Raw genomic sequence first — 24324 nt, 5'->3', positions numbered from 1 at the left:
TAGAAAAAGATGAGTAATTGGAACAATGGTAAAGGATGTGTAACTCTTGATTAAAAAGGTAGTTGGGGTATTTGTTCTTCTATTTCTGATTACGTTAATGGTATGGAATTATTTGAATCAACAAGGTTTCGTTAACTCTACAACATCCAATCAAGGGAACGAAGGGGACATGACAGGAGAGTCATCTGAACAGGGGGCATCTGGTGCTGGACTAAACAAGAAAGGGGGTCTTAACGTAGGGAAAGTTGCGCCAGATTTTACATTAGAAACGCTTAATGGAGATAAAATTACCTTGTCAGATTATCGTGGTAACATTGTCTTTGTCAATTTTTGGGCAACCTGGTGCGGTCCCTGCCGAACAGAGATGCCAGAATTGCATGAATTTCAAAAAAAATACCCTGACCAAGTTAAAATCATTGCAGTTAATGTTACCAATACAGAAAATAGTGTAAAAGATGTTAAGGAATTTATGAATCATGGGAATTTTTCTTTTACGGTAGTACTTGATCCTGATGCAGTGGTAAGTGAAACATATAAGCTTTTAAATATTCCGACTACCTATATAATTAGTCCAGAGGGAGAGATTATCCAACGGGTCATGGGTCCAATGACTCTTGATTTTATGGAAAATATAGTACTTAAAATGAAGTAAGTTTTATTGTAAGAACAGGATAACTTTTAGATGGAGGAATTTTTTTAAACTCATGGCCTTTATAGACTTGTTAGGAAACATTAACGGTTAAACGTTTTCTGAAAAATAATTCCTCCCGGTATCTAGATGAATAGATAAACGAACTGGGCAAATAATATCATTGACGTCCTAAAGAAAGGGGAATGAAGCATGGGTAATCCAAAAAAGGATTCAAAGCACTTTAGACCACGTCATTTAGGAACACAGCCACTCGAGGCTGGAGGGAATAAAGGTAAACAAATGCAAATGAAAACAAACGAGAAGCCTCAGGTAATACAAACCAAAGGACATTAGGAGGAGAAGCACATGAGCGAATATAGCAACCGTCCAAATCCTGATAACCGTGAGGATAATGTCGAAAAACTGGTTAGTAAAATTCAGAACACAATTGAAAATATCGAAGAGGCGCATGAAACAATGCGTTTTGCTTCAAATGAGGAAAAGCATCACATTGAAGCTAAAAATAAACGACGAGAAGAAGCGATACAATCAATGCGTGATGAGGTAAAAGACGAGTATCAACATCAACAAAAAACACATTAAGACGTCCACTTGCTTTGATTAAGGAAAAACGTATGGATATTCATGTCCATACGTTTTTCTTATTGTACTGTTGTTAGTTGTTTTTGTGTGCAAGATAATAACGGAACATAAGCGGCTATGATAAAATAAAAGAGAAGGGAGCGGCTTTATGAGTATCAACATAGACACAATGAGAAAATCAGTGCAAGAGTGGCAAACGATTAATAAGTTACCGCCTCTTAAAGAAGTACAAGTATTAAGATTTCTCGATGCAAATGAAAAAGGCGAAATAACCATAGATGATCAAACAGCTGCAAAGCTATATTGTATGCTTGCTTTTTACCGATTAAAGCGTAACTTTAAAGATGATAAAGTGACAACTATCCTTCTAGAGGAAGGTAAAAGGTTAGCAGGACATGAATCAACGTTAGTAGAAATAGAGGAACTAAAGTCATTTTTTACCTTTTATACGCTCCTATCTGAAGTTAACTTAGATCAGTGGTCAATCAGAGAAACAGACTTTGATTCAGCGAAATTAAAAAAGGCTACGGAACTTAAAGCAGAGCTAGCCAAATTAAATATTACTCCAGTAGACAAACATTCGACTTATACCAAGCTTTTTAATGAAATTACTGCCGAGTTAACAGAATTAGAACAGACCTTAGCAGATACGATTTCCTCATTAGAGAATCGGAGGTCTGGTGTGCCTGTGACAGCGTTAAATAATCATGTGCGAAAAATTATTCAGTACAAGCAGGAATTTTATCATCATTTTCCTGATGTGTTGAAAAAAAATGCATCGAATGACCCATTAGATCAATTACAACACCTCACGGGCTTAACAGAAGTGAAAAAATATATTCACCAGTATTATCATTATTTAAAGTATCAAAAAAAAAGACGAGAGCTTGGCTTTCATATGGTCGATGAACCTGGACTACATATGATTATTACGGGTAATCCTGGTACAGGGAAAACATCCATTGCAAGGCTGCTTGCTGCCACTTACCACGAGTTAGGATTGTTGGAAACAGATAAAGTGATTGAGGTAAATCGCTCTCATTTAGTTGGTTCTTACGTAGGACAAAGTGAAGAAAACACAATTAGCTATGTGAAACAATCAATTGGTGGAATATTGTTTATCGACGAAGCGTACAGTTTGAAACGAGTTGGCCAAACCGCTAACGATTATGGTCAAGCTGTTATTGATACCCTTGTTTCAAGTATGACTAGCAAAGAGTTTGCCAATAAATTTGCCGTTATTTTGGCTGGTTACCCGGAAGAAATGCGCCAATTTTTATGGTCTAACCCTGGACTAAGAAGTAGGTTTCCGGAACAAAATTCGATAAGTTTACCCAATTTCAGCATGAATGAACTTATGGAGATTGCCGAAAACACGGCAATGGTAAATGATTATTTTTTTACAGCGGAGGCTTTAAATCAATTTGAAACAATCGTCGAAAAGTCAATGGTCGATGAAACGTTTGGTAATGCTAGGACGGTACGTGATTTAGTTTTAAAAGCAATTTTTAAAAAGGGTGCAGCTAAAGGTTTAACAGGAGAAGAAAATTGGATAGATCATATGCGAATCGATTTGTCAGATTTAACCATGTGGGAAGATAAAGGTAAGCTTGATAAACCAATGGAGAAATTGGAGCAATTGATTGGGCTAGATAATGTTAAACAAGAAGTGAAAAAACTGTCCTCTTTTGTTAGGGTCCAACAACAACGGAAACAAAAGAATCTTCCCATTGTGCCGATTCAATTACATGCTGTCTTCTCTGGTAATCCCGGAACTGGAAAAACAACTGTCGCTAAATTATATTCACAGATTTTAAAGGAATGTGGTTTATTAAAACGGGGGCATTTTGTCATTGCTTCGCGGAGCGATTTAGTTGCGGGTTTTGTCGGACAAACAGCAATCAAAACAAAGCAAAAGGTTAGAGAGGCGCTGGGAGGCGTATTATTTATCGATGAAGCATACTCGTTATTTCGAGGAGATAAAGATTTTGGTAAAGAGGCAATCGATACGTTAGTTGATGAGATGACAAAACATAACGAGAACTTAGTTGTCATATTAGCCGGTTATCAAACGGAAATGGAACGGTTTATCGCAAGTAATCCGGGACTTGAATCAAGGTTCAAAAAATACCTTAACTTTACAAATTACCAGGAAGAGGAATTGATGGCAATCACTCGCTATCATGTAGAAGCCTATCAATATGAACTTGAGGTTGATGCGGAAGCTTTTTTAACTCAAAAATATAAGCAATACCGGATTGATGGGAATGCCCGCTTTGTTGTTAATCTTATCGATGAGGCTATTCAATTCCAAGCACTTCGAATGGACAGAGAAGGTGTGGCGGATCTTAACAGGTTTACCTTACTTTCTAAAAATGACTTTGACAATGCTTGGTCAGTGATTAGGGGGAACGACAATGAAAATGACTAAAACACCTATTAAAGTTCGTTATCAAGAAACTGATCAAATGGGGGTCGTTTATCATGCGAATTATTTGGTTTGGTTTGAGATTGGTCGAACAGCATTTATCGAATCACTAGGCTTTAACTATCATGACATGGAGCAAGAGGGAATTGTCTCTCCTGTCATTGATGCACATATGTATTTTAAGCAACCAATTAGGTATGGACAGGACGCATTTGTTAAGACGTGGATTGAAGAATACGATGGACTTAGAACAACTTACGGATACAAAATAGAAGACGGAGAAGGGAATGCAGCAGTTACAGGTTCGACGAAACATGTAATAGTTAAAAAAGAAAGTTTTAGACCTGTCTCGTTAAGAAGAGTATTCCCTGATTGGCATCAAGCCTATTCTGATGCATATAAGAGTGAGGAATGATATGGCTTTTGGGGTAAAAAGATCAGAGCTTAAACAGTGGAAGGCTGAAGTAGAGGAAGGTCAAATTGCATTTTTAACCCACTACTGGCTTGATCCAAGGTTTCCTGGATGTAATACGGTAACAAAGGTGGGCTGCTCTAATGTAAGCAATTTAGAAAAATGGGGGAAGCGCTACGGGCTACAACCGGAATGGATTCACCAAGACCCACGTTTTCCGCACTTTGATTTATTTGGTAAAACACAAGTAGAAATCTTACAAGCTGAACAGATTTGGGATCAACTGGAGCGGTTTAGCCTAAAGGAATAATGCCTAATCAAAACCACCAGTTCACACTGGTGGTTTTGATTATTATTGTTTAACTTTCTTGTCTGGAACTGGATCATATCCCCCAGGATGAAACGGGTGACATTTCAGGATGCGTTTGCATGAAAGAAACAATCCCTTCATGACACCATGTCGTTGAAATGCTTCGATACTATATTGGGAACAGGAAGGATAAAACCGGCAAGAAGGCGGGGTTAGTGGGCTTATCAATTTTTGATAAGCCCGAATTAAGATAATGAAAAAATGTTTCATTTAAACAACACCCTATTTCTCACGTGCTTTATCATACGTAATCGAAGCAATCGCATCGTGGAGATGAATGGATTCTTCATTCCGACATTTCACTTCAAACCACTGGACATAGTCAAGTTCATATAAATCACAAGCGACCAATCGAACGATGTCTTCTACAAATCGTGGATTTTCATATGCAAGTTCCGTTACCATTTTTTCATCAGGGCGCTTTAATACTGGGTGTATCCTCGCACTAGCATTACTTTCAGCTGCCTCAAGTAACGCCTGTTTCCAATCCGTTTTAGCTTGATCGAATTGATCGGTTAGTTTTACACGCATTGAAACGATACCACGCTGGTTATGTGCGCTATATTCACTTATCTCTTTAGAGCAAGGGCATAGGGTGGTAATTGTTCCTGATAGAGCAACTTCGATATCATACCGATCGTTTTCATGATAGGTCACTTTAATGGTAGCATCTGCGTGATTAAGCCCAGCTAAATCAGATGAAGGACCTTTTCGCTCAAAAAACCATGGGAATGTTACCTCCATTGTTGCATCTCGTTGTTTTAAGCGAATAGCTAGGTCTTTTGTGAATTTTTTTAGCCCTTCAATGGTTAAGGTGAAAGAATGGCTACTGTAATATTCATGAAGTTGTTCGGTAAACCTACTCATATTGGTTCCTTTACTGTCTTTATCAATACTTGATGTAAAGGTAAAGGTGCCGATTGTTGTTTGTTTTGTTGGTTCAAGAATACTTTCTATTTGAATCGGATGTTTTACATTTTCAATTCCTACAGCATCTATATCAAACAAAAAATTCTTCTTGGTATTTTGTAAATCAGCCATTGCATCTTTTTCTACTGGCTTTACTTTTGGACCAGGAGAAACTGATCCAAACAATTTATGACGTTCAGCTTTTGGTGGTAAGGAAAGATTACCGCTCTTATCTGGAAGTTTCATTTTTCGACTCCTTTCAGGCCTATTTAAACTATGTACAAAGTATACTCAACAACAACCATTTATTCAATTTTTTTATCTTGATATAAGAAAAGCGCAGAGCGTCTTGCCCACCCCCGACAAGCTTAAGCAAAAGAGCTATGTGGCGCTCTTTGCCACAAAGATTTTTTGCTTAAGACCTCGAGGGGTAGGCGCTCGGAGCTAGACAGATCTTTTTATACTTTCTTATCTTTGAACAAAGATTCGGGAGTTAATTCGACAAAAATCAAAATATTTCAGTCATAAGCGCAACAATCAAGAAAAAGCCTTAATCGCATTGATTAAGGCGGGAATAACTAGGCGCTTTCCGCTTTTCTGTATTGTCTAGCTACAAGCGCCACCCCTTCCGAGTCGTAAGTCAATCCCCTGCATGGCAAAGAGCGCCATTACGTGTCTTGTCTTACGCTTGTCGGGGGTGACCAGGCGCTTTCCGCTTTTCTGTATTACATCCATTTGATTTTTGGTTCGGTTTTGTTAATGATTCTTTTAATATTTGTTCGATGTCTATAAAAGACAAAGAGGGTTAGAATGGAAGTAATAATGATTAAGCCGATATCTTGCATGATGATACTGGTGATAACCGTAATAACCCCCGTGACCATCGATGAGATTGATACGTATTTCGTTATATATAAAACGATAAAGAAAGTTAGAAGTATAATTAGGAAGAGAAGTGGGCTTACACCAAGAATAATCCCTCCGGATGTTGCAACTGCTTTTCCGCCTTTAAATTTGGCGAAAATGGGGTACATATGGCCAATCACTGCAAAAACTCCAATAATAAGTGGGTTAACGGAGTCATTCCCAACCAAGATAGGTAATTGGGTTGCTAGCGTACCTTTTAGGATATCACCGGCTGTTACGATAATACCTGCTTTAATTCCCAGGACACGAAACGTATTTGTCCCGCCAAGGTTCCCACTACCATGTTCACGGATGTCTGTGTTGTATCCAATTTTGCCAACAATTAGACCAAACGGAATTGATCCAATCAGGTAAGCAACAATTGCTAAAAGTATAAAATTCATCTTCTTTTACTCCTTTTACGAAAAACTTGTATCTTATTTTAACATGAACAAGCATAGCTTAGTACTTTATCTTTCAAATGACCTATAAATATTTTAGGATGATACTCTTACAAATAGTAAAAAGTTTTCATGTGAAAGGCTGTTTTCATGGATGGTTGGTTTACGCAGTTTATATATAATGCGCACTAACTTGTTAGGGTTGATTTGCGCTCCAGTCAGTCGCTTATCAGTGATTGGGGGCCGGCCTCATCGACACATTTTGTTAATCCGACCTCAAATGTGTCGATAATTAGGGTCACTATCGACACATTTTATTAATCCGAACTCAAATGTGTCGATAACCAGGTCCACCATCGACACATTTTATTAATTTGAACTCAAATCTGTCGACAATCAGGTCCATCATCAACACTTTTACCAAATCCGAACTCAAAAGTGTCAATAGTGGCACCCATTAGCTCGATGAGGCTCATCAGCCACCCACGGAAAGCAAGTGTATTTCCGGAGCGGTTGATTAACACTGGATCTTATGTCAAAGGTTGGTGCGCATTATCCATCTACTGTAACATTAAAAGAAAACAAACTTTATGCAAAGAAGCGACACAAAATATGATAAACAAGGAGGGATTGCCGTGGAAAATCCATCTAGGAGTCAATTAAAGCATATACTCATGGACGCGAAAACAATTGCCGTTGTTGGGCTTTCCGATAAGCCGGAAAGAGGGTCCTACCAAATAGCGAAAGCGATGCAACAAGCGGGGTATAAAATCATACCTGTCAATCCTCACATCACCGCATCACTTGGTGAAAAATCATATTCATCGGTAGCTGAAGTGGACGAAGAAATAGATATTGTTAATGTTTTTCGAAGGCCAGAATACTTAGAAGGTTTGGCACAACAAGTAATAAAACAAAATATACCAGTTTTTTGGGCCCAACAAGGAATCCAAAATGAAGCAGCCTACCAAGTATTAACCAGTCACAATATTGTAACAGTGATGGATTTATGTATCAAAGTTACACATGCTACACTTATAGGTAAATAAATAATAGAAACAAATCTCTGTTGTTTAGCAGGGATTTTTTCTTATTTCTATAATATAAAAGGGTAATTCGTCTAAATACGGGTTTGCTAATTTCAAGAAACAAGCTAAAATAGAACAAGTAGTCTTTACAGAGTCAAACACTTGTTCTACGATTAAATAGAATAGTAATGATAAATGGAATATTGATGTGTACATAAGATAGATAGGTTAGTGAAGGGGGATTGTTTAATGCCTAAACAAGCAACGAATCAGTATTCAGATGATTCGATTCAAGTGTTAGAAGGTTTAGAAGCCGTTAGAAAAAGACCGGGGATGTATATCGGTAGTACCGATGCAAGAGGTCTGCATCATCTGGTCTATGAAATTGTGGACAACGCCGTTGATGAAGCATTGGCGGGCTTTGGTAACTTAATAAAGGTGATCATCCATAAAGATAATAGTATTTCGGTTGAGGATATGGGGCGCGGAATGCCTACCGGAATGCATCAAATTGGGCGGCCAACTCCAGAAGTAATTTTAACAGTCTTGCATGCTGGTGGTAAATTTGGACAGGGTGGATATAAAACAAGTGGTGGGTTACATGGTGTTGGTGCATCTGTTGTTAACGCTCTATCTGAGTGGTTAGAGGTGACGATTTACCGAGACGGACATGTTTATTTCCAACGCTTTGAGAATGGTGGTGTCCCGGCAACGACTTTGGAGAAAAAAGGCACAACACGAAAAACGGGAACAACGATTCATTTTAAACCAGATACAACGATATTTTCGACAACGACCTATCAATTTGAAACGTTATCAGAACGGCTCCGTGAAGCTGCATTTCTACTGAAAGGTATGCAAATCGATTTGATTGATAAACGAACAGGCACGGAAGAAACGTATCAATACCCAGATGGACTAGAATCGTTCGTTGCTTATTTGAATGAAGAAAAGGATGCTCTTCATCCTGTTGTGTCATTCGAGGGAGAGCAGCAAGAAATCGAAATTGATTTTGCCTTCCAATTTAATGACGGTTATGCAGAAAGTATGCTATCTTTTGTCAATAACGTCAGAACAAAAGATGGTGGGACGCACGAATCAGGTGCTCGGACGGCTGTCACGCGTGTTTTTAATGACTACGCAAGAAAGACAAACATGCTTAAAGAAAAAGATAAAAATCTCGAAGGAAATGATATTCGGGAAGGATTTACTGCTGTTGTATCTGTACGGATACCGGAGGAAAAACTACAGTTTGAAGGACAAACAAAAGGGAAACTCGGAACATCTGAAGCAAGGTCAGCAGTAGACGCGGTTGTATCAGAGAACCTATTGTACTTCTTAGAAGAAAATCCGGACATTGCGAGTATGTTAGTGAAAAAAGCTGTCCGAGCGAAGGAAGCGCGTGAAGCAGCAAGGAAAGCGCGAGAAGATGCCCGTTCTGGAAAGAAAAAGAAGCGGAAAGATACACTATTAAGCGGGAAACTGACGCCTGCACAGTCGCGTAATCCAGAGAAAAATGAATTGTATTTGGTCGAGGGAGATTCTGCGGGGGGCTCAGCGAAGCAAGGGAGAGATCGTAAATTCCAAGCTGTCTTACCACTTAGAGGTAAAGTAATTAACACAGAGAAGGCAAAGCTTGCGGACGTTTTTAAAAATGAAGAGATATCAACGATCATTCATACGATTGGTGCTGGAGTCGGTGGTGACTTTAGCTTAGAGGACGTTAACTATGACAAAATTGTCATTATGACTGATGCCGATACAGATGGTGCTCATATTCAAGTGTTGTTATTAACTTTCTTTTATAGATATATGCGTCAGCTAATCGAGGCAGGAAAGATTTATATTGCCCTTCCACCTTTGTATAAGATTAGTAAAGGAAAAGGTAAAAAAGAGCTGATTTACTATGCATGGAATGAAACAGAAATGAAGAAATATGTGGCAGAACTAAAGAATGGATACATTATACAAAGGTACAAAGGTCTTGGTGAAATGAATGCCGACCAATTGTGGGAAACGACGATGAATCCAGAAACAAGAACCCTAATTCGTGTGACCATCGATGATCTAGCACGGGCAGAGCGTCGGGTAACTACCTTAATGGGAGACAAAGTAGAGCCACGCAGAAAGTGGATAGAATCCCATGTTCAATTTGGCCTAGAGGAAGAAACGAACATTATTGATAACGAGAATATTCATTCTTAAGGGGGAGAGTTTTTTTGGTTCAAGAAAAGTATTTAGATTTACCGCTTGAAGAAGTAATTGGTGACCGGTTTGGTCGTTATAGTAAATATATTATTCAAGATCGGGCATTACCCGATGTTAGAGATGGTCTAAAGCCAGTTCAGCGTAGAATTATTTTTGCGATGCATGAAGAACGAAACACGCATGATAAGGCATTTCGTAAGTCAGCGAAAACAGTCGGAACGGTTATTGGTAATTATCATCCCCATGGTGATTCTTCTGTTTATGAGGCTATGGTTCGGTTAAGCCAAACGTGGAAAGTCCGGAATGTGTTAGTTGAGATGCATGGAAACAATGGTAGTGTTGACGGTGACCCGCCCGCAGCGATGAGGTATACAGAAGCTAGACTTTCTAGTATTTCTTCTGAGTTAGTCAGAGATATTGACAAAGAAACGGTTGATTTCATTCCAAACTTTGATGACACCATTAATGAGCCGGTTGTTTTGCCGGCAAAAATTCCTAATTTACTCGTCAATGGATCTACAGGTATTTCCGCTGGTTACGCGACTGAAATTCCTCCACATAATCTTGCAGAGGTAATTGATGCCGTCATAAAAAAAATTGATAACCCATCGATTTCCATTGATGAAATTATGAAAATAATCAAAGGACCTGATTTCCCTACTGGTGGGATCATTCAGGGGGTTGAAGGGTTAAAGCAAGCATATCAAACAGGTAAGGGTAAGGTAGTGGTCCGCGGGAAAGCAGAAGTGGAAAAGGTTCGGGGCAATCGCGAACAGATTGTCATTGACGAAATTCCATATGAAGTAAATAAAGCAAGCTTAGTGAAGCGGATGGACGAATTACGCATTGACCGTAAAGTCGAAGGGATAGCGGAAGTTCGTGACGAAACCGATCGTACCGGATTACGAATTGTGATTGAGTTAAAGAAGGATGCGGACAGTGAAGGGATCCTCAACTACTTTTATAAAAATACAGACCTCCAAATCACTTACCATTTTAATATGGTTGCGATTAAAGATAAGACACCAAAGCTGTTAAGTTTAACCGATATGCTTGACTCTTACATCGCACACCAAAAAGAAGTCGTAACGAGACAATCCACTTTTGATTTGCGAAAAGCAAAGGAACGTTCCCATATTGTTGATGGGTTAATTAAAGCTATTTCGATACTCGATGAGTTAATCGCGACGATTCGTGCATCGAAGGACAAACAGGACGCAAAAGCTAGAATCCAGGCTGCTTATGGGTTTACCGAACCACAGGCAGAAGCAATTGTAAACCTCCAATTATATCGATTAACGAATACAGATATTACATCATTACAAAAAGAATCCGAAGAATTACAGGCTAAAATCCAAGAGTTAGAATTGATTTTAACTAATGAAAGTCGACTTTTAGACGTCATTAAGGCAGATTTAAAAGGATTGAAGAAAAAGTATGCTGATCCAAGAAGAACAGTGATTGAGGACAAAATCGAGGAGTTAAAAATCAATCTAGAGGTCACTGTAGCGAGCGAGGACGTTTTAGTTTCTGTAACGAAGGATGGGTATGTAAAACGAACAAGCTTGCGTTCTTATGCTGCATCCAATCAGGAAGACTTAGCAATTAAAGATGAGGACCATTTGATTGCTTTACAAGAAATTAATACAACGGATACGTTGCTGTTGTTTACGAACAAAGGAAGGTACATTTATATTCCTGTTCACGAACTGCCAGATATTAGATGGAAGGATTTAGGGCAACACATATCTAATATTGTGTCGATTGACAAACATGAGACGGTCGTCAAGGCTATCCCTATTCGAAGTTTTGAGGAAGGTAAGTATTTGGTCTTTATTACGAGAAATGGTATGGTGAAGCGTAGTGAATTAAAGCTTTACGAGGCACAGCGTTATTCCAAAGCACTTATTGCAACTAATTTGAAAAATCAGGATGAAGTCCAAAATGTTCACGTTACAGACGGTAATTCCGATATATTTATTGCATCAAGTAAAGGGTTTGGCTTATGGTTTCATGAGTCAGAAGTGAGTCCGGTGGGGCAGCGAGCAGCAGGTGTTAAAGCAATTCAACTGAAGGATGATGAGTTTGTTGTCAATGGTATTGTCTTTGATGACTTAATCGCAGACCAGGACTTAGTGTTGTTAACGCATCGTGGGGCATGTAAACGCATGAAATTAAATGACTTTGAGAAATCGTCTCGTGCTAAACGTGGTTCTGTTATGCTACGTGAGCTTAAGAAAAATCCGCACCGAGTTGCTGGCTTTATGTTAGTGACCGAAAAGGATACCATTTTGTTTAAAACAGCAAAAGGTTCTATCCATTCCGTTTATCCGTTAGAACTGCCTAAAAGTGACCGCTATAGTAATGGGTCCTACATTATTGATGTTGATGAGCATGGGGAAGTGGTTGAGGTCTTTGAACAAGCAACTTATACAAAAGTATTCGATAGTGACAACATAACGGAATCTTAAGTAGTTGTTATAAAAGGAAAGTATGCTTAAGCAAATACTTCGTCCTTAGAGAAATTTTTGCGTAAATTACTACAAAATTAAAAATTATCCAATATGAAAACAGTGCGATTTTGCACTGTTTTTTTGTAAAAAAACAAAAAAATAGTATAATAGGTTCTGTTAATATTCAGACAAAGGGGCAACATCGATGACTTCTTTAACAACATATGAGATTAGTGCAGAAAGTATAGCTGCCATTTATAAAGAGTTTCAACTCGCGGGAAATAAGAAATTAGCAAATAGAACCTTAGATTTGTTAGAAAAGTATGACAAAGGGGAGTTAGTCATTTGTTTCTCTGGTCATTTCTCAGCAGGCAAGTCAACGATGATTAATTACCTGATTGGTGATAGTGTATTACCACAAAGTCCAATTCCAACAAGTGCAAATGTTGTGAAATTGACAGCTGGCAAACAGGGAAGGGCAAGAGTGTTTTTTAATCATGAGGAGCCTGTCGAATATCAAGAGCCTTATGATATCGAGGTTATTAAGTCGTATTGTAAGGACGGCGATGCGATAAATAAGATAGAAATAAGTAAAGTTACTGACCGGATTCCAGAAAACGTTGCCATTTTAGATACACCGGGGATCGATTCTTCCAATGATGCAGACCGTATTATGACAGAGTCATCGCTGCATACCGTTGATGCCATGTTTTATGTTATGGACTACAATCATGTGCAGTCAGAGGTTAATCTACTATTTCTAAAGGAGATGCAGGACCGCGGAAAACCAATCTATATCGTTATTAATCAAATAGATAAACACCGGGAAGAGGAATTATCTATTAAGCAGTTCAAACAAAGTGTAGTAGATACCTTTCAAAATTGGACAATAAAACCGGAAAGAATCTTTTATACATCGATGCAAACGAAAGAGTTAAAGGCTAATCAGTTAACAGAATTAAGAGCTTGTCTAGCGGAGTTGATGAGTAAGAAGCATTCTAGCATAAGGTCTACGATTGATCATTCGCTCCAATTTTTTATTAAGGAACATTTGCATTGGTTAGAAGAGAAGGAAGATGACAAGAAAAGGCTGTTAACAGAGCGATTAGAGGAGCTATCAGACCTTGAGGAACGTGGTTCTAGGCAACAACTAGAGCAAACGTTAGATCAACTGCGAAGTCGTACTAGTGAAGTGGAGAAGGAATTTAGAAAAGAGGTTGCTAGTACATTAAAAAATGCTTATTTAATGCCGTTTGAGTTAAGGGAACTGGCAGAACAGTTTTTGGAGGCACAACAACCGGGGTTCAAGGTGGGGCTTTTTTCGACGAAGAAAAAAATCGAGGAAGAACGACAACAACGGTTAACGCGTTTCTTTGATTCACTGATGGATACGACGAAAACAACGATCGAGTGGAAATTAAGGGAAAAGATTACTGAAATACTAAAAGCACATCATATCCAATCTTCTCACTTGGCTAGTCTCGCACAACAGTTAACGATTACTTATGATAAAGAACGGTTAATTTCGTTAATAAAACCGGGCGCCCGGATAACAGGGGAATATTTACTCGTCTATACAGACGGAATTTCTAATGATATTAAGCAGGCATATAAACAAAGATGCAATGACATATGGCTGCAAATTGAGGAAGCGCTAGAAGAAGATAGTTATCATGAAAAACAACAAATAATCGAGTTGCTTGATAACTGGGATGAAAAAGAAAGGTTAGAAGAGGAGCTTGCAACGATTGACGAAGCGATTGACGAAGTAGGAGAAAAACTTCGCGCACTATTGACCGAACCCCGTACGAACCCAGGACTTGTAGACGCTGCCAGGAAAGATAGGGATAAGTTGACAAGTAATGTTCGGTTAGTTTCCGATGAGAAGGACGTAGCACAACCAAATCAATCGATGGATGCTACGAAAGAACCAGTGGTCAGCACCACAGGAACAAACCAAACGCTCGAACAAACAGTCAAAGCAATTGAGGATACACTGTCGGTTATTCATGATTTGCCAGGTTTTCAAACGATTGTTACGGATTTATTAGCGAAAAAAGAACGGTTAAATAACCGTCATTACACGGTGGCATTATTTGGTGCGTTTAGTGCAGGGAAATCTTCTTTTGCTAATGCTCTTATCGGGGAAGATGTTTTACCGGTATCGCCAAACCCAACAACAGCAGCAATTAATAAAATAGCACCCCCAAATGGTACGTTTACCCATGGAACGGTGTTAGTAAAAATTAAAGAGGAAAAAGCGTTAATGATGGATATTAAAACGATCACATCATTTGCCGGTTCGATGACTGAGTTTATCGCTGTGGCAGCAAAGGGTGGATTAGAAAACAAAGATTCTATCGAACACAAACATCTGTCATTTATCGATGCTGTAGTTGACGGCTACAAACGAATGGGCGATTCTTTAGGTAAGCAAATAACCATTGATTTGGAACAATTTCCTGAATTTGTTTCAAATGAATCACTTGCATGCTACGTAGAATGGATGGAGTTGTTTTATGATTGCTCGCTAACTAGAAAAGGGATAACACTCGTAGATACCCCAGGAGCAGATTCGGTGAATGCCCGTCATACAGATGTTTCCTTTGAGTACATTAAACAAGCAGATGCCATTTTGTTTGTGACCTATTACAACCACCCATTTTCAAAAGCGGACCGTGACTTTTTAATCCAACTGGGTCGGGTTAAGGATGCGTTTAGTTTAGATAAAATGTTTTTTATCGTAAATGCTGCTGATTTAGCACAAAGCGAAGAAGACCTGCAGTTAGTTTTAACCTATATTAAGGAGCAATTAGAGCTATTTGGTGTTCGTAATCCTCGGCTTTTCCCGGTTTCTAGTAAGTTAGCACTACAAGAGAAAGAAGGAAATGTCCAAACTTCTGCATCTGGAATGGGTGAATTCGAACAATCATTTGACCATTTTGTTAACCAGGAATTAATGGAATTATTAATTCAGTCTTCTTACCACGAAATAAATCGTGGGGCACGAATACTCGATAACTATCTGGAATCGGCTTCGATGAATCAAGAAGAAAAGAAGAAAAGATTGGCACAATATGAAGAAGAGTTAGGTGCTGTTTATGATGTTATCCAAAAGACAGGGACGGAATCTCATCAAACCGCAATCATTCAAAAAATAGAAAAACAACTATTCTATGTTCAGGAAAGAATGTCTATCCAATTTACCGATCGTTTTAAAGAGGCATTTAATCCTGCGACGATTAAACATAATGGGAAGGAAGCAAAACGTGAGTTAACGGATTGCTTAATGAAGTTAATAAGTGGGATTGGTCATGAACTTGCACAAGAACTAAGAGCAGTTTCGTTAAGAATTGAAGCATTGTTAAATCAAAGAGCTATCGAATGGAATGAAGAAGCAGAGAGTAGATTGAAAAGATTGAATGAAAACATTGCTTTAAATAAACTAGATCCTGCTACCTTTGATACACCAACATTCTCTCAAGCATTTGACCGTATTGATTTAAATCAGTTTGATCGTTCTTTAACTATTTTTAAAAATACTAAGTCATTTTTTGAGAAAAACGAAAAGGAAAAAATGAAGGAAAGCTTATTGGAGCAATTAACGCCGTTTATCGAAGCATATTTGGAAGGAAATAAAACAGTGTTAAGTGAGCATTATCGTGAAAAATGGAAGACATTAGTTGAACAAACAAAGCAGCAGGCTATCAAGTCAACAAAGCAATATTATGATGCACTTAAGCACTCACTGACCGATGCCGTTGATGTAGAGGAACTAATCCGTAAGAAAAATAAGCTCGATTCGATCATAAGACAATAACAGCAAACCCTTTCCTACTTAGGAAAGGGTTTTTGCAAGTGGTAGGGAGTAAGTTATCTCGCTTGGAAGTAATTCAAAACCTCTACCGATATGGTCACTTTTATGGCTGTCTGATCCAACTACGAGTGGTATTCCTAAATCATGTGCAGCATGAATAAGGGGAGTACGTGGATAGCTTGTACCACAATACTCTTTATAGTTCCCGGCGGTGTTAATATCTAAAGAAAGGTTGTTTTTCTTTACTAACTGTAATAGCTCGATAATTTGTTGATCGTAGTTTTGTTGCGGTTGAAATAACTTTGAAAATTTTTCGACTAGCGTGATGTGTCCAATCCGCATCGGCTTGTAAAAACCTAAATCAGCGCCGATTGCCTGTTTAACCGTTTCATAATAATGCTTATAAACAGTATCGACCGAGCCAAACAACGTAATAATCCGATTAAATTCATCTTCACTGAAATCAATACAAACATATTCACCGTTTGGAGCCTTTAACATATGCACGGAAAGAATGCTGTCATCTATATCTGCTCCATATCTATCAAGAAAAGCCTTGGTCTCCTGTTCAAAGTCAGAGATAAAGTCTACCTCAAATCCTACTCGAATCGTTATCTCGTTTTTATATTTGTCTTTCAATCGTTTTCCTTCCTCGATATAATCCGTGACATCGCTCCAACGCATCGCACTATCTTGATCTGGAGTAGGGTCTGTGAAGCGACGAGGAAGTGGGGCGTGTTCTGTGAACGTGAGATTAGTCAATCCTTTTTCCAACGCCTTACGTACATACGACTCCATGGAATCGTCAGTTCCGTGTGGGCAATAGGGTGTATGAACATGGAAGTCACCGTTTATCCGCATTCGATAAACTCCTCTCAATTCGGTATAATTAGTATAGGTATTAATTTTACCGTAAATCGATTGACTTGAACAAGTATCCTGTGTTAAGTTCAACATAACAACAAAATCCTTTAGTGTGGTAGAGTGATAACAAACTAAAGAATGAATGTATTGGAAGTGAAAAAATGTTTTTACCAGCAGGTAGTCAAGATGAAATTGGACAAACAGTTGATAATCGTTCGAAAGCTTATGAAATTTTCAGGCAAGTAATGATACTAAGAAACTATAAACAAATCTCTACACCAGTCGTAGAATTTGCGGATACATTTACTAACGAATATGCTGGCATGAATTTGCAAAATATGCTGAAATGGTTTAACCGTGAAGGAGAAATTGAAGTGTTACGTCCAGACTGGACAACGGCTATTGCAAGAGCGTTAGTAAAGCAACACCCATCAGAGCTCAAGTGGTCTTATCAAGGGTCTGTGTTTCGACGTGATAAGGACGGAATTGAAAGCAGACAAGCGGGTATTGAAATTGTTCACACACCAGTATTTTTAGGTGAGGGAGAAAGTCTACTTACAGCTGTTCAATACTTAAAAGAATTAAATATCGCTGACTATTTAATCGAATTAGGTCATACCGGAATTTTTGATGAATTAACTGCGCCACTACAGTTATCTGATCAAGAGTTAGATCAATTACGTGAGGCGATGCATGATAAAAGGCGTGATGTCGTTTTTACTATTGTAAACGGGAAAGCTTCCAAAGAACAAGCAGATGAGATTACTGCTATGGTGGATGCTTTTGGTTCCTTTGATGTCATTGAAGAATATGAAGTGAAGTGGAAGGATAATCCTCGGTTATTAGAAATTATTAAGCATTTAAAGAAATTAGCGACCCTACTAACGGAAAGAGGGGTTAAAGATGTTTCTGTTGACCTTGGTCGCGTGAAAAATCTACCTTATTATTGTGGAACAATGTTTCGTGGTTACTTAAAAGAAACCGGGGCAACTTGTTTTTCTGGTGGAAGGTATGACAAGCTATATGAACAGTTTGATGAGAGCATTTCTGCTGTTGGCTTAGCGTTTGATGTCGACGTGTTAGCAGACCATCTTCATATTGAGGAATCTTATGAGCGAATATGCATCATAGCTGAAGAGGCGTCCCATGCTTACGCAGAAGAGCTACGCCATACCTTTACCAACGCTATTGTTGATATTCAGTATACCGATAAGGATAAAGAAAAATTTGACCGCGTGTTTAAAGTTATTAAGGAAAATGATGAGTATAAGGTGGTTGAACAATGAAACCGACGATTGCATTAACAAAAGGAAGGGTTGAGAAACAATTTTTGAAATTCTTTGCATCCCTTTCATACGATGTCGAGCCGCTAATTAATAAAGGAAGAAAGTTACGGGTAGAAACAGATGACTTTCTGTTTGTTTTTGCTAAAGGTGTCGACGTGACAACGTATGTTGAGCACGGTATTGCTGATTTAGGCATTGTTGGTGAAGATATACTCGCAGAATTTCAGCCAGATGTCTATAATTTGTTCCCTCTGCCATTTGGTGAATGCCGAATGGCACTAGCTAAAGAGAAGGGCAAAGAATGGCCAGAAGGTAAGAGACGGATTGCAAGTAAATACACGAATATTACAAAAGAATACTTTAAGCAAAAAGGTGAATCTGTGGAAATCTTTAAATTGGAAGGTTCTGTTGAATTAGCACCAATTTTAGGATTGGCTGACGGTATTGTTGATATTGTAGAAACCGGTACAACACTGAAGGAAAACGGCCTTGTTGTAACAGATGAATTTATGCACTTTAGTGCCCGCTGCATCGCCAATCGTTCGTCGCTAAAGATCAAGCGTAACGAGTTAGCAAAAGTAATCGAGGCGTTCCAAAGGGGGTTAACGGTAAAATGATCCCAGAATATCAACTAGACGCGTTTTCTAACACTTTTTTATCCAAGAAAAAGGCTGAAACACAAAACATGGCTGTGCTGCAAACAGCGAGAGAGGTCATTGTTGACATTAGGAAAAATGGTGACCAAGCATTACATCACTATATAGAAAAGTTTGATGGCGTCCTGCCTAATCAGTTAGTGGTCAGCGCGGATGAACGTAAAGAAGCTTGGGACCAAGTCGATGATAAAACGATTGAGTCCTTGAAGCAAGCTGCCAACAACATTCGTAAATTCCACCAAAAACAACTGCAGTCTTCTAGGTTTATGCATATGGATGAAAATATTGTTTCCGGGCAGCTGTTCCGTCCAATCGAAAAAGTGGGAATCTATGTTCCAGGAGGGACAGCATGCTATCCATCATCCGTGTTAATGAATGCCATCCCAGCTATTTTAGCAGGAGTGGAAGAGGTAATCATGGTTACGCCCGCTCGTAATGGAGAGTCGATTGCACCAATTCTGTCGGTCGCAGCTGATATTGCAGGAGTAACAACCATCTTTAAAATTGGCGGTATTCAAGCAATTGCTGCCCTAGCGTACGGAACAGAAACCGTTCCCTCTGTTGATAAAATCGTTGGTCCTGGTAATGCTTATGTAGCAGCGGCTAAATCATTAGTGTTTGGGGATGTGGGCATTGATATGATTGCAGGACCGTCTGAGGTAGCAATCATTGCAGATGATACAGCAGAACCAAGTTTTGTAGCAGCTGACTTAATTGCTCAGTCGGAACACGATGAAAATGCAAGATCATTTTTGATCACAACATCAGCTAGCTTAATTGGTAAAGTGAACGCTGAGCTAGAAAAGCAATGTGCGGTTTTGCCAAGACAGTCGATTGCCGAAGCATCTTTAAAAAATAAAAGCGGAAGTGTCCAAGTAACAACGATAGAAGAGGCGTTCAGACTAGCTAACCAGTTGGCGCCTGAACACTTAGAAATTCAGGTGGAAAACCCGCTTAGCTTTTTAGGATATATCAAAAATGCTGGGTCGGTTTTTCTCGGGAACTATACACCGGAGGCGCTAGGTGATTACTACGCCGGACCAAACCACGTGTTACCAACGTCTGGTACAGCTAGATTTTCATCTGGTTTGTCTGTCGATGACTTTATTAAGAAAACAACCTTTTTATATTATTCAGACAAAGCTCTACAAGATGCAGCACAGCACGTCATCACTATTGCAGAAGAAGAGCAATTAGTAGGCCATGCTAGAGCGGTCGAAAAAAGACTTAAAAATTAATTTCAAGTGGAGTGATAACCTAATGCGTTCGGCAAGTAAACAAAGAAAGACAAATGAAACGTATATAGAAGTAGCTGTAAAACTAGATAATAGTGAAGAAGTAACCATTGAAACGGGTGTCGGTTTTTTTGATCATATGCTTGAGTTACTAGCAAGGCATGGTCGGTTTGGGTTAGTCGTTAAAGCAGATGGTGACCTCCATATTGACAGTCACCATACGGTTGAGGATGTTGGGATTGTGTTAGGTCAAGTTCTAAAAGAAGCACTAGGAGATAAAAAGCAAATTAATCGCTACGGCCATGCCTATGTACCAATGGATGAAACGTTAGGATTTGTCTCTCTTGATATTAGTGGTAGACCGTTTTTAGCGTTTGATGCTAGCTTTGAAAATCAAAAATTAGGAAACTTTGATACAGAGTTAGTTCGTGAGTTTTTCCAAGCGTTTGCTTTTCAATCAGGCATAACCTTACATGCTAGAGTGCTGTATGGGATCAATACACACCATAAAATCGAGGCGTTGTTTAAAGCGTTAGGTCGTTCACTGTCTGAGGCAATTCGAATCAATCCAGATATAAAAGGGGTTAATTCAACAAAGGGGTTAATCGAATGATTGCAATTGTAGATTATGGCATGGGTAATGTCGCTAGTGTTACGACGGCATTCAAGCGGTTAGGGTATGACGTTATTTTAACAGATAAGAAGGATGAGCTAGCAAAAGCTTCCCATATCATTTTACCAGGTGTGGGTTCGTTTCAAGCAGCTGTGGAAGAAATTGAAGAACGGGGGTTAAAAGAGACGCTTAAACACCTTGCGAATGAAAAGCCGTTCCTTGGCATTTGTCTTGGGATGCAACTACTTTTCACGGAAGGTTATGAGGGAGGCACTTCGTTAGGTCTTGATTTAATACCCGGTACAGTTGAAAAAATAAAAACTCCATACATCCTACCACACATTGGCTGGAATTCTCTCGATATTAAGGAAAATGATCGATCATTTCAGTCATTTCAAGGGGAGCATGTCTATTTTGTACACTCGTTTGAAGCGCGGACAGAAGAGCGCTATTTAGTAGCAACTGCCGAGTACGGAACAGAGGTACCGGCAATCGTGAAAAATGGTAATGTATACGGAATTCAGTTTCATCCTGAGAAGAGTGGAGAAATTGGAGTCGAGATCTTAAAAACATTTCTTCGGGAGGAAACAAAATGAAAATCTTACCTGCAATAGATTTAATTAATGGAAAATGCGTGCGATTATATCAAGGGGATTTTAGTAAAACAACCCAAGTTGGCAGTGACCCAGAATCCCAGCTAGCTACGTTTATTAAAGATGGTGCTGAGATCGTTCATATTGTGGATTTAGATGGTGCTCGCAATGGAGAAGCTAGACAGTATGACTTAATTCGTAAATTGTGTAACCAGTCGAGTGTGCCAATCCAAGTAGGCGGGGGGATCCGTTCACTAGAAACGATTGAAAAACTAGTGGAAGCAGGAGCTAGCCGGTTGGTGCTCGGTACTGCAGCATTGGAAGATGAAGATTTTTTAAAGGCTGCATTGGACAAATTTAAACACCATATTGTTGTTGGTATTGATGCAAAGGATGGAAAGGTCGCGACCCGAGGCTGGGAAACAGTGTCAGAAGTAGACTATATTGATTTTGCCAAAAAAATGGAGTCTTTAGGCGTGCAAACGATTGTGTTCACCGATATTTCAAGAGACGGTACGATGTCAGGTCCAAACGTAACACAGCTTAAAAATTTATTAGATGCGGTTGATTGTAAAATTGTTGCATCTGGTGGAATTAAAGATAATGATGACCTTAAAGCACTAGCTGAAATTGGGATTGAAGAGGCAATTGTCGGTAAAGCGATCTATGAAGGTACGGTTACACTTAATGGAGGCCAATCATGATTGTAAAACGAGTGATTCCTTGCTTAGATGTAAAAGAAGGTAAAGTTGTGAAAGGAACGAATTTCGTTGGATTACGTGAATTAGGTGATCCTGTAGAAATGGCATCCGCCTATTCGAAGCATGGTGCAGACGAAATTATCTTTTTAGATATTTCTGCGACAAACGAAGGTAGACAAACAATGGTTGATATCGTCAGAGAAACAGCTGAAAATGTATTCGTTCCTTTTACTGTCGGTGGTGGAGTTAGAACGATTGATGATGTCACCCGTTTATTAAAAGCGGGTGCAGACAAAGTTGGGATGAATTCTGCTGCTGTAGCAAATCCAACGTTAATTACAGAGTCTTCGGCACGCTTTGGCGCACAATGTATTGTTGTAGCTATCGATGCCAAAAAATTTGCTGATGGTTGGCATGTGATGACTCATGGCGGTAGTAAAGATACTGGCATCGACGCTATTCGATGGGCAAAAGAAGCCGAGCAAAAAGGTGCAGGTGAGATACTACTCACTAGTGTCGATACGGATGGGGTAAAGGACGGATTTGATCTTGAGTTGACCCAAGCGGTAGTGGATGCTGTCCGTATTCCTGTAATTGCCTCTGGTGGCTGTGGTAGCCCTGAGCACTTCCCAGAAGTATTTAAGGCTACAGATGTTTCTGCTGCACTAGCGGCGTCTATTTTCCATGAGAACACATTTACGATTGAAGAAGTGAAACAATCTTGTAAAGACCAAGGAGTGGATATACGTGAAGCCAGACTTCTCTAAAGGGCTAGTACCTGCAATCGTTATAGATTATCAAACGAACGACGTGCTAATGTTAGCTTACATGAATGAAGACTCTTATCAAAAAACGCTCGAAACGAACCAAACATGGTTTTTCTCACGGTCAAGAAATGAACTATGGAATAAAGGGGCTACATCTGGAAATACGCAAACAGTGAAGTCGATAAAACTAGACTGTGACAAGGATACTCTTTTAATCGCTGTCGATCCTAAAGGACCAGCGTGTCATACTGGCGAAACTACTTGTTTCTTTCAGTCTGTCTTTGAGGATGGATCTGTTGATCAAACACTAGAAACAGATATCTTTGAAGAAGTAATGCGTGAAGTGGAAGACCGCAAAATTAGCAAAGTGGAAAATTCCTATACGAATTATTTGTTTGATAAAGGTATTGATAAGATAGGGAAAAAAGTCATTGAAGAAGCAGGCGAAGTTGTCATTGCTGCAAAGAATCAAGATAAGCAAGAAATTATTAATGAAGTAAGTGATTTAATCTACCATAGTTTCGTATTAATGGCAGATCAAAACGTTTCATTGGAAGATGTTAAGGGTGAATTAGATAATAGATTTTCAAAAAAAGGAAACAGTAAAGGTGAGCGTCCTGAAATAAAAGAGTGGTGACGCTCTCTTTTTAAAAGGTAAGAAAGCATTAAATAAAATCGAAGAGCTGTCTAGCTCCGGGCAAGGCGCGACTTGTGCTTTTCTTATACCAACTTAGCGATGGTGGTTTACCATAACCTGATTATGTAAAGTTGTCCGAGGAAACAAGACCAGTTGTATTGCAGATTACAACTGGTCTTGTTTACCATTATCTAAGTTTAGATAGAAAATAGTCATATTTTTTCGCTTTTCTTTTTCATTTCCAATGTTGGTGAATAAATCCATCTCTTCCCGATTTTTCGCGGTCCTCTTGATATTCTTGTTCATTTTTTTTATAAAAGTTTTGATGATATTCCTCGGCGGGATAAAAAGTTGACGCAGGTAGAATTTCTGTCACAATTGGTTTATGGAATTTTCCGCTTTGTTCCAAGGTGCGTAAAGAATTTTCCGATTTTACTTTTTGTTCTTGGCTATGGTAAAATATTGCAGTTCGATATTGACTTCCTCGGTCATGGAACTGTCCATCAGGATCGGTCGGATCGATTTGTGGCCAGTAAAGCGATAAAATTTGGTCATAGGTAATAATTGTTGGGTCATAGGTAATCTCAACAGCCTCATAGTGGCCAGTAGATCCAGTTTTCACTTCTGCATAGGTAGGATTGGCAACATGGCCGCCAGTGTATCCAGAAACAACACGATGGACACCTTCCCATTGATCAAAAGGCTTAACCATACACCAGAAACATCCACCTGCAAAGGTTGCTTTTTCAAATTGCTTTGACATTCCATCCACTCCGTTATTATGATTAGAATGTAACTATACATGA

At 39.0% G+C, this 24324-nt stretch carries 23 protein-coding genes; 18 read left to right on the top strand and 5 right to left on the bottom strand.

Translation table 11 applies throughout. The features are described 5' to 3' along the window. Positions 1–46: 46 nt before the first annotated feature. The 6 genes from NC799_RS05090 (at position 47) to NC799_RS05065 (ending at position 4384) form a co-directional block, all read left to right on the top strand. Complete coding sequence (locus NC799_RS05090) at positions 47–652, top strand: TlpA family protein disulfide reductase (protein WP_272445294.1); 606 nt, start codon at positions 47–49, stop codon at positions 650–652. Positions 653–841: 189 nt separating this feature from the next. After that, positions 842–985, top strand: coding sequence for an acid-soluble spore protein N (locus NC799_RS05085; RefSeq protein WP_272445293.1), 144 nt, complete (start codon positions 842–844; stop codon positions 983–985). A gap of 12 nt (positions 986–997) precedes the next feature. Beyond that, positions 998–1234 carry a small acid-soluble spore protein Tlp gene (gene tlp / locus NC799_RS05080; protein WP_272445292.1) on the top strand — a complete coding sequence of 79 codons (237 nt, stop codon included), beginning with the start codon at positions 998–1000 and terminating at the stop codon, positions 1232–1234. A 148-nt stretch (positions 1235–1382) separates the two neighbouring features. Further along, complete coding sequence (locus tag NC799_RS05075; RefSeq protein WP_272445291.1) at positions 1383–3665, top strand: AAA family ATPase; 2283 nt, start codon at positions 1383–1385, stop codon at positions 3663–3665. After that, positions 3652–4077, top strand: coding sequence for an acyl-CoA thioesterase (locus NC799_RS05070; RefSeq protein ID WP_272445290.1), 426 nt, complete (start codon positions 3652–3654; stop codon positions 4075–4077). The genes NC799_RS05075 and NC799_RS05070 overlap by 14 nt, the downstream gene beginning before the upstream one ends. A gap of 1 nt (position 4078) precedes the next feature. Continuing rightward, positions 4079–4384 (top strand): hypothetical protein, encoded by a 306-nt coding sequence (locus tag NC799_RS05065; RefSeq protein ID WP_272445289.1) that lies wholly within the window; start codon positions 4079–4081, stop codon positions 4382–4384. Positions 4385–4426: 42 nt separating this feature from the next. Here the strand turns inward: NC799_RS05065 and yidD are convergent, their stop codons facing one another. The 3 genes from yidD to plsY all read right to left on the bottom strand — a co-directional run bounded on the left by yidD (position 4427) and on the right by plsY (position 6663). Continuing rightward, positions 4427–4654, bottom strand: coding sequence for a membrane protein insertion efficiency factor YidD (yidD, locus tag NC799_RS05060; protein ID WP_272445288.1), 228 nt, complete (start codon positions 4652–4654; stop codon positions 4427–4429). A 12-nt stretch (positions 4655–4666) separates the two neighbouring features. Next, positions 4667–5599 (bottom strand): GTP cyclohydrolase FolE2, encoded by a 933-nt coding sequence (gene folE2 / locus NC799_RS05055; protein WP_272445287.1) that lies wholly within the window; start codon positions 5597–5599, stop codon positions 4667–4669. 479 nt (positions 5600–6078) lie between these two features. Continuing rightward, the gene (gene plsY, locus NC799_RS05050; RefSeq protein ID WP_272445286.1) at positions 6079–6663 is read right to left on the bottom strand and encodes a glycerol-3-phosphate 1-O-acyltransferase PlsY; all 585 of its coding nucleotides are present in this window, start codon (positions 6661–6663) and stop codon (positions 6079–6081) included. A gap of 632 nt (positions 6664–7295) precedes the next feature. Between plsY and NC799_RS05045 the strand changes: the two genes are divergently transcribed. The 4 genes from NC799_RS05045 (at position 7296) to NC799_RS05030 (ending at position 16169) form a co-directional block, all read left to right on the top strand. Beyond that, entirely contained in the window at positions 7296–7709 is a 414-nt protein-coding gene (locus NC799_RS05045; RefSeq protein ID WP_272445285.1) for a CoA-binding protein, read from the top strand. Positions 7710–7937: 228 nt separating this feature from the next. Continuing rightward, complete coding sequence (gene parE / locus NC799_RS05040; protein WP_272445284.1) at positions 7938–9893, top strand: DNA topoisomerase IV subunit B; 1956 nt, start codon at positions 7938–7940, stop codon at positions 9891–9893. A 14-nt stretch (positions 9894–9907) separates the two neighbouring features. Next, entirely contained in the window at positions 9908–12367 is a 2460-nt protein-coding gene (gene parC, locus NC799_RS05035; RefSeq protein ID WP_272445283.1) for a DNA topoisomerase IV subunit A, read from the top strand. A gap of 187 nt (positions 12368–12554) precedes the next feature. Continuing rightward, positions 12555–16169, top strand: a complete 3615-nt coding sequence (locus NC799_RS05030; RefSeq protein WP_272445282.1) for a dynamin family protein — start codon at positions 12555–12557, stop codon at positions 16167–16169. A gap of 18 nt (positions 16170–16187) precedes the next feature. Here the strand turns inward: NC799_RS05030 and hisJ are convergent, their stop codons facing one another. After that, positions 16188–17123 (bottom strand): histidinol-phosphatase HisJ, encoded by a 936-nt coding sequence (gene hisJ, locus NC799_RS05025; RefSeq protein WP_334313843.1) that lies wholly within the window; start codon positions 17121–17123, stop codon positions 16188–16190. 68 nt (positions 17124–17191) lie between these two features. On the opposite strand from hisJ, the gene NC799_RS05020 reads away from it, so the two are divergent. From NC799_RS05020 to hisIE, 8 genes are read left to right on the top strand one after another with little or no spacing between them, the layout of a single operon-like run. Beyond that, positions 17192–18316, top strand: coding sequence for an ATP phosphoribosyltransferase regulatory subunit (locus tag NC799_RS05020; protein ID WP_272445281.1), 1125 nt, complete (start codon positions 17192–17194; stop codon positions 18314–18316). Further along, positions 18313–18933: an ATP phosphoribosyltransferase gene (gene hisG / locus NC799_RS05015; protein WP_272445280.1), complete on the top strand. Its 621-nt coding sequence runs from the start codon at positions 18313–18315 to the stop codon at positions 18931–18933. Before NC799_RS05020 ends, hisG begins: the two co-directional genes overlap by 4 nt. Beyond that, complete coding sequence (gene hisD, locus NC799_RS05010; RefSeq protein ID WP_272445278.1) at positions 18930–20210, top strand: histidinol dehydrogenase; 1281 nt, start codon at positions 18930–18932, stop codon at positions 20208–20210. Before hisG ends, hisD begins: the two co-directional genes overlap by 4 nt. Positions 20211–20232: 22 nt before the next feature. Then, positions 20233–20820: an imidazoleglycerol-phosphate dehydratase HisB gene (gene hisB, locus NC799_RS05005; protein WP_272445277.1), complete on the top strand. Its 588-nt coding sequence runs from the start codon at positions 20233–20235 to the stop codon at positions 20818–20820. Next, entirely contained in the window at positions 20817–21416 is a 600-nt protein-coding gene (hisH, locus tag NC799_RS05000; RefSeq protein WP_272445276.1) for an imidazole glycerol phosphate synthase subunit HisH, read from the top strand. Before hisB ends, hisH begins: the two co-directional genes overlap by 4 nt. After that, positions 21413–22117 (top strand): 1-(5-phosphoribosyl)-5-[(5-phosphoribosylamino)methylideneamino]imidazole-4-carboxamide isomerase, encoded by a 705-nt coding sequence (gene hisA, locus NC799_RS04995; RefSeq protein ID WP_272445275.1) that lies wholly within the window; start codon positions 21413–21415, stop codon positions 22115–22117. The genes hisH and hisA overlap by 4 nt, the downstream gene beginning before the upstream one ends. Continuing rightward, positions 22114–22881 (top strand): imidazole glycerol phosphate synthase subunit HisF, encoded by a 768-nt coding sequence (gene hisF, locus NC799_RS04990; RefSeq protein WP_272445274.1) that lies wholly within the window; start codon positions 22114–22116, stop codon positions 22879–22881. Before hisA ends, hisF begins: the two co-directional genes overlap by 4 nt. After that, positions 22862–23518, top strand: coding sequence for a bifunctional phosphoribosyl-AMP cyclohydrolase/phosphoribosyl-ATP diphosphatase HisIE (gene hisIE, locus NC799_RS04985; protein ID WP_272445273.1), 657 nt, complete (start codon positions 22862–22864; stop codon positions 23516–23518). Before hisF ends, hisIE begins: the two co-directional genes overlap by 20 nt. Before the next feature lie 235 nt (positions 23519–23753). On the opposite strand, the gene msrA is transcribed toward hisIE, so the two are convergent. Continuing rightward, a complete protein-coding gene (gene msrA, locus NC799_RS04980; RefSeq protein WP_272445272.1) occupies positions 23754–24281 on the bottom strand; it encodes a peptide-methionine (S)-S-oxide reductase MsrA in 528 nt (175 codons plus the stop codon). Between the last annotated feature and the right edge of the window lie 43 nt (positions 24282–24324).

Origin of the sequence: Aquibacillus salsiterrae, assembly GCF_028416595.1 — a bacterium.
GTDB classification, from domain to species: domain Bacteria; phylum Bacillota; class Bacilli; order Bacillales; family Amphibacillaceae; genus Aquibacillus_A; species Aquibacillus_A salsiterrae.
The sequence above is the reverse complement of the archived record's forward strand: the minus strand, read 5'-3'. Positions and strand labels throughout refer to the sequence as shown.

Bases quoted from the DNA above. Each gene is read 5' to 3' on its own strand.
- NC799_RS05085 (WP_272445293.1), top strand. From the start codon at position 842: ATGGGTAATCCAAAAAAGGATTCAAAGCACTTTAGACCACGTCATTTA.
- tlp (WP_272445292.1), top strand. From the start codon at position 998: ATGAGCGAATATAGCAACCGTCCAAATCCTGATAACCGTGAGGATAAT.
- NC799_RS05075 (WP_272445291.1), top strand. From the start codon at position 1,383: ATGAGTATCAACATAGACACAATGAGAAAATCAGTGCAAGAGTGGCAA.
- NC799_RS05070 (WP_272445290.1), top strand. From the start codon at position 3,652: ATGAAAATGACTAAAACACCTATTAAAGTTCGTTATCAAGAAACTGAT.
- NC799_RS05065 (WP_272445289.1), top strand. From the start codon at position 4,079: ATGGCTTTTGGGGTAAAAAGATCAGAGCTTAAACAGTGGAAGGCTGAA.
- yidD (WP_272445288.1), bottom strand. From the start codon at position 4,654: ATGAAACATTTTTTCATTATCTTAATTCGGGCTTATCAAAAATTGATA.
- folE2 (WP_272445287.1), bottom strand. From the start codon at position 5,599: ATGAAACTTCCAGATAAGAGCGGTAATCTTTCCTTACCACCAAAAGCT.
- plsY (WP_272445286.1), bottom strand. From the start codon at position 6,663: ATGAATTTTATACTTTTAGCAATTGTTGCTTACCTGATTGGATCAATT.
- parE (WP_272445284.1), top strand. From the start codon at position 7,938: ATGCCTAAACAAGCAACGAATCAGTATTCAGATGATTCGATTCAAGTG.
- NC799_RS05030 (WP_272445282.1), top strand. From the start codon at position 12,555: ATGACTTCTTTAACAACATATGAGATTAGTGCAGAAAGTATAGCTGCC.
- hisJ (WP_334313843.1), bottom strand. From the start codon at position 17,123: ATGTTGAACTTAACACAGGATACTTGTTCAAGTCAATCGATTTACGGT.
- NC799_RS05020 (WP_272445281.1), top strand. From the start codon at position 17,192: ATGTTTTTACCAGCAGGTAGTCAAGATGAAATTGGACAAACAGTTGAT.
- hisG (WP_272445280.1), top strand. From the start codon at position 18,313: ATGAAACCGACGATTGCATTAACAAAAGGAAGGGTTGAGAAACAATTT.
- hisD (WP_272445278.1), top strand. From the start codon at position 18,930: ATGATCCCAGAATATCAACTAGACGCGTTTTCTAACACTTTTTTATCC.
- hisB (WP_272445277.1), top strand. From the start codon at position 20,233: ATGCGTTCGGCAAGTAAACAAAGAAAGACAAATGAAACGTATATAGAA.
- hisH (WP_272445276.1), top strand. From the start codon at position 20,817: ATGATTGCAATTGTAGATTATGGCATGGGTAATGTCGCTAGTGTTACG.
- hisA (WP_272445275.1), top strand. From the start codon at position 21,413: ATGAAAATCTTACCTGCAATAGATTTAATTAATGGAAAATGCGTGCGA.
- hisF (WP_272445274.1), top strand. From the start codon at position 22,114: ATGATTGTAAAACGAGTGATTCCTTGCTTAGATGTAAAAGAAGGTAAA.
- msrA (WP_272445272.1), bottom strand. From the start codon at position 24,281: ATGTCAAAGCAATTTGAAAAAGCAACCTTTGCAGGTGGATGTTTCTGG.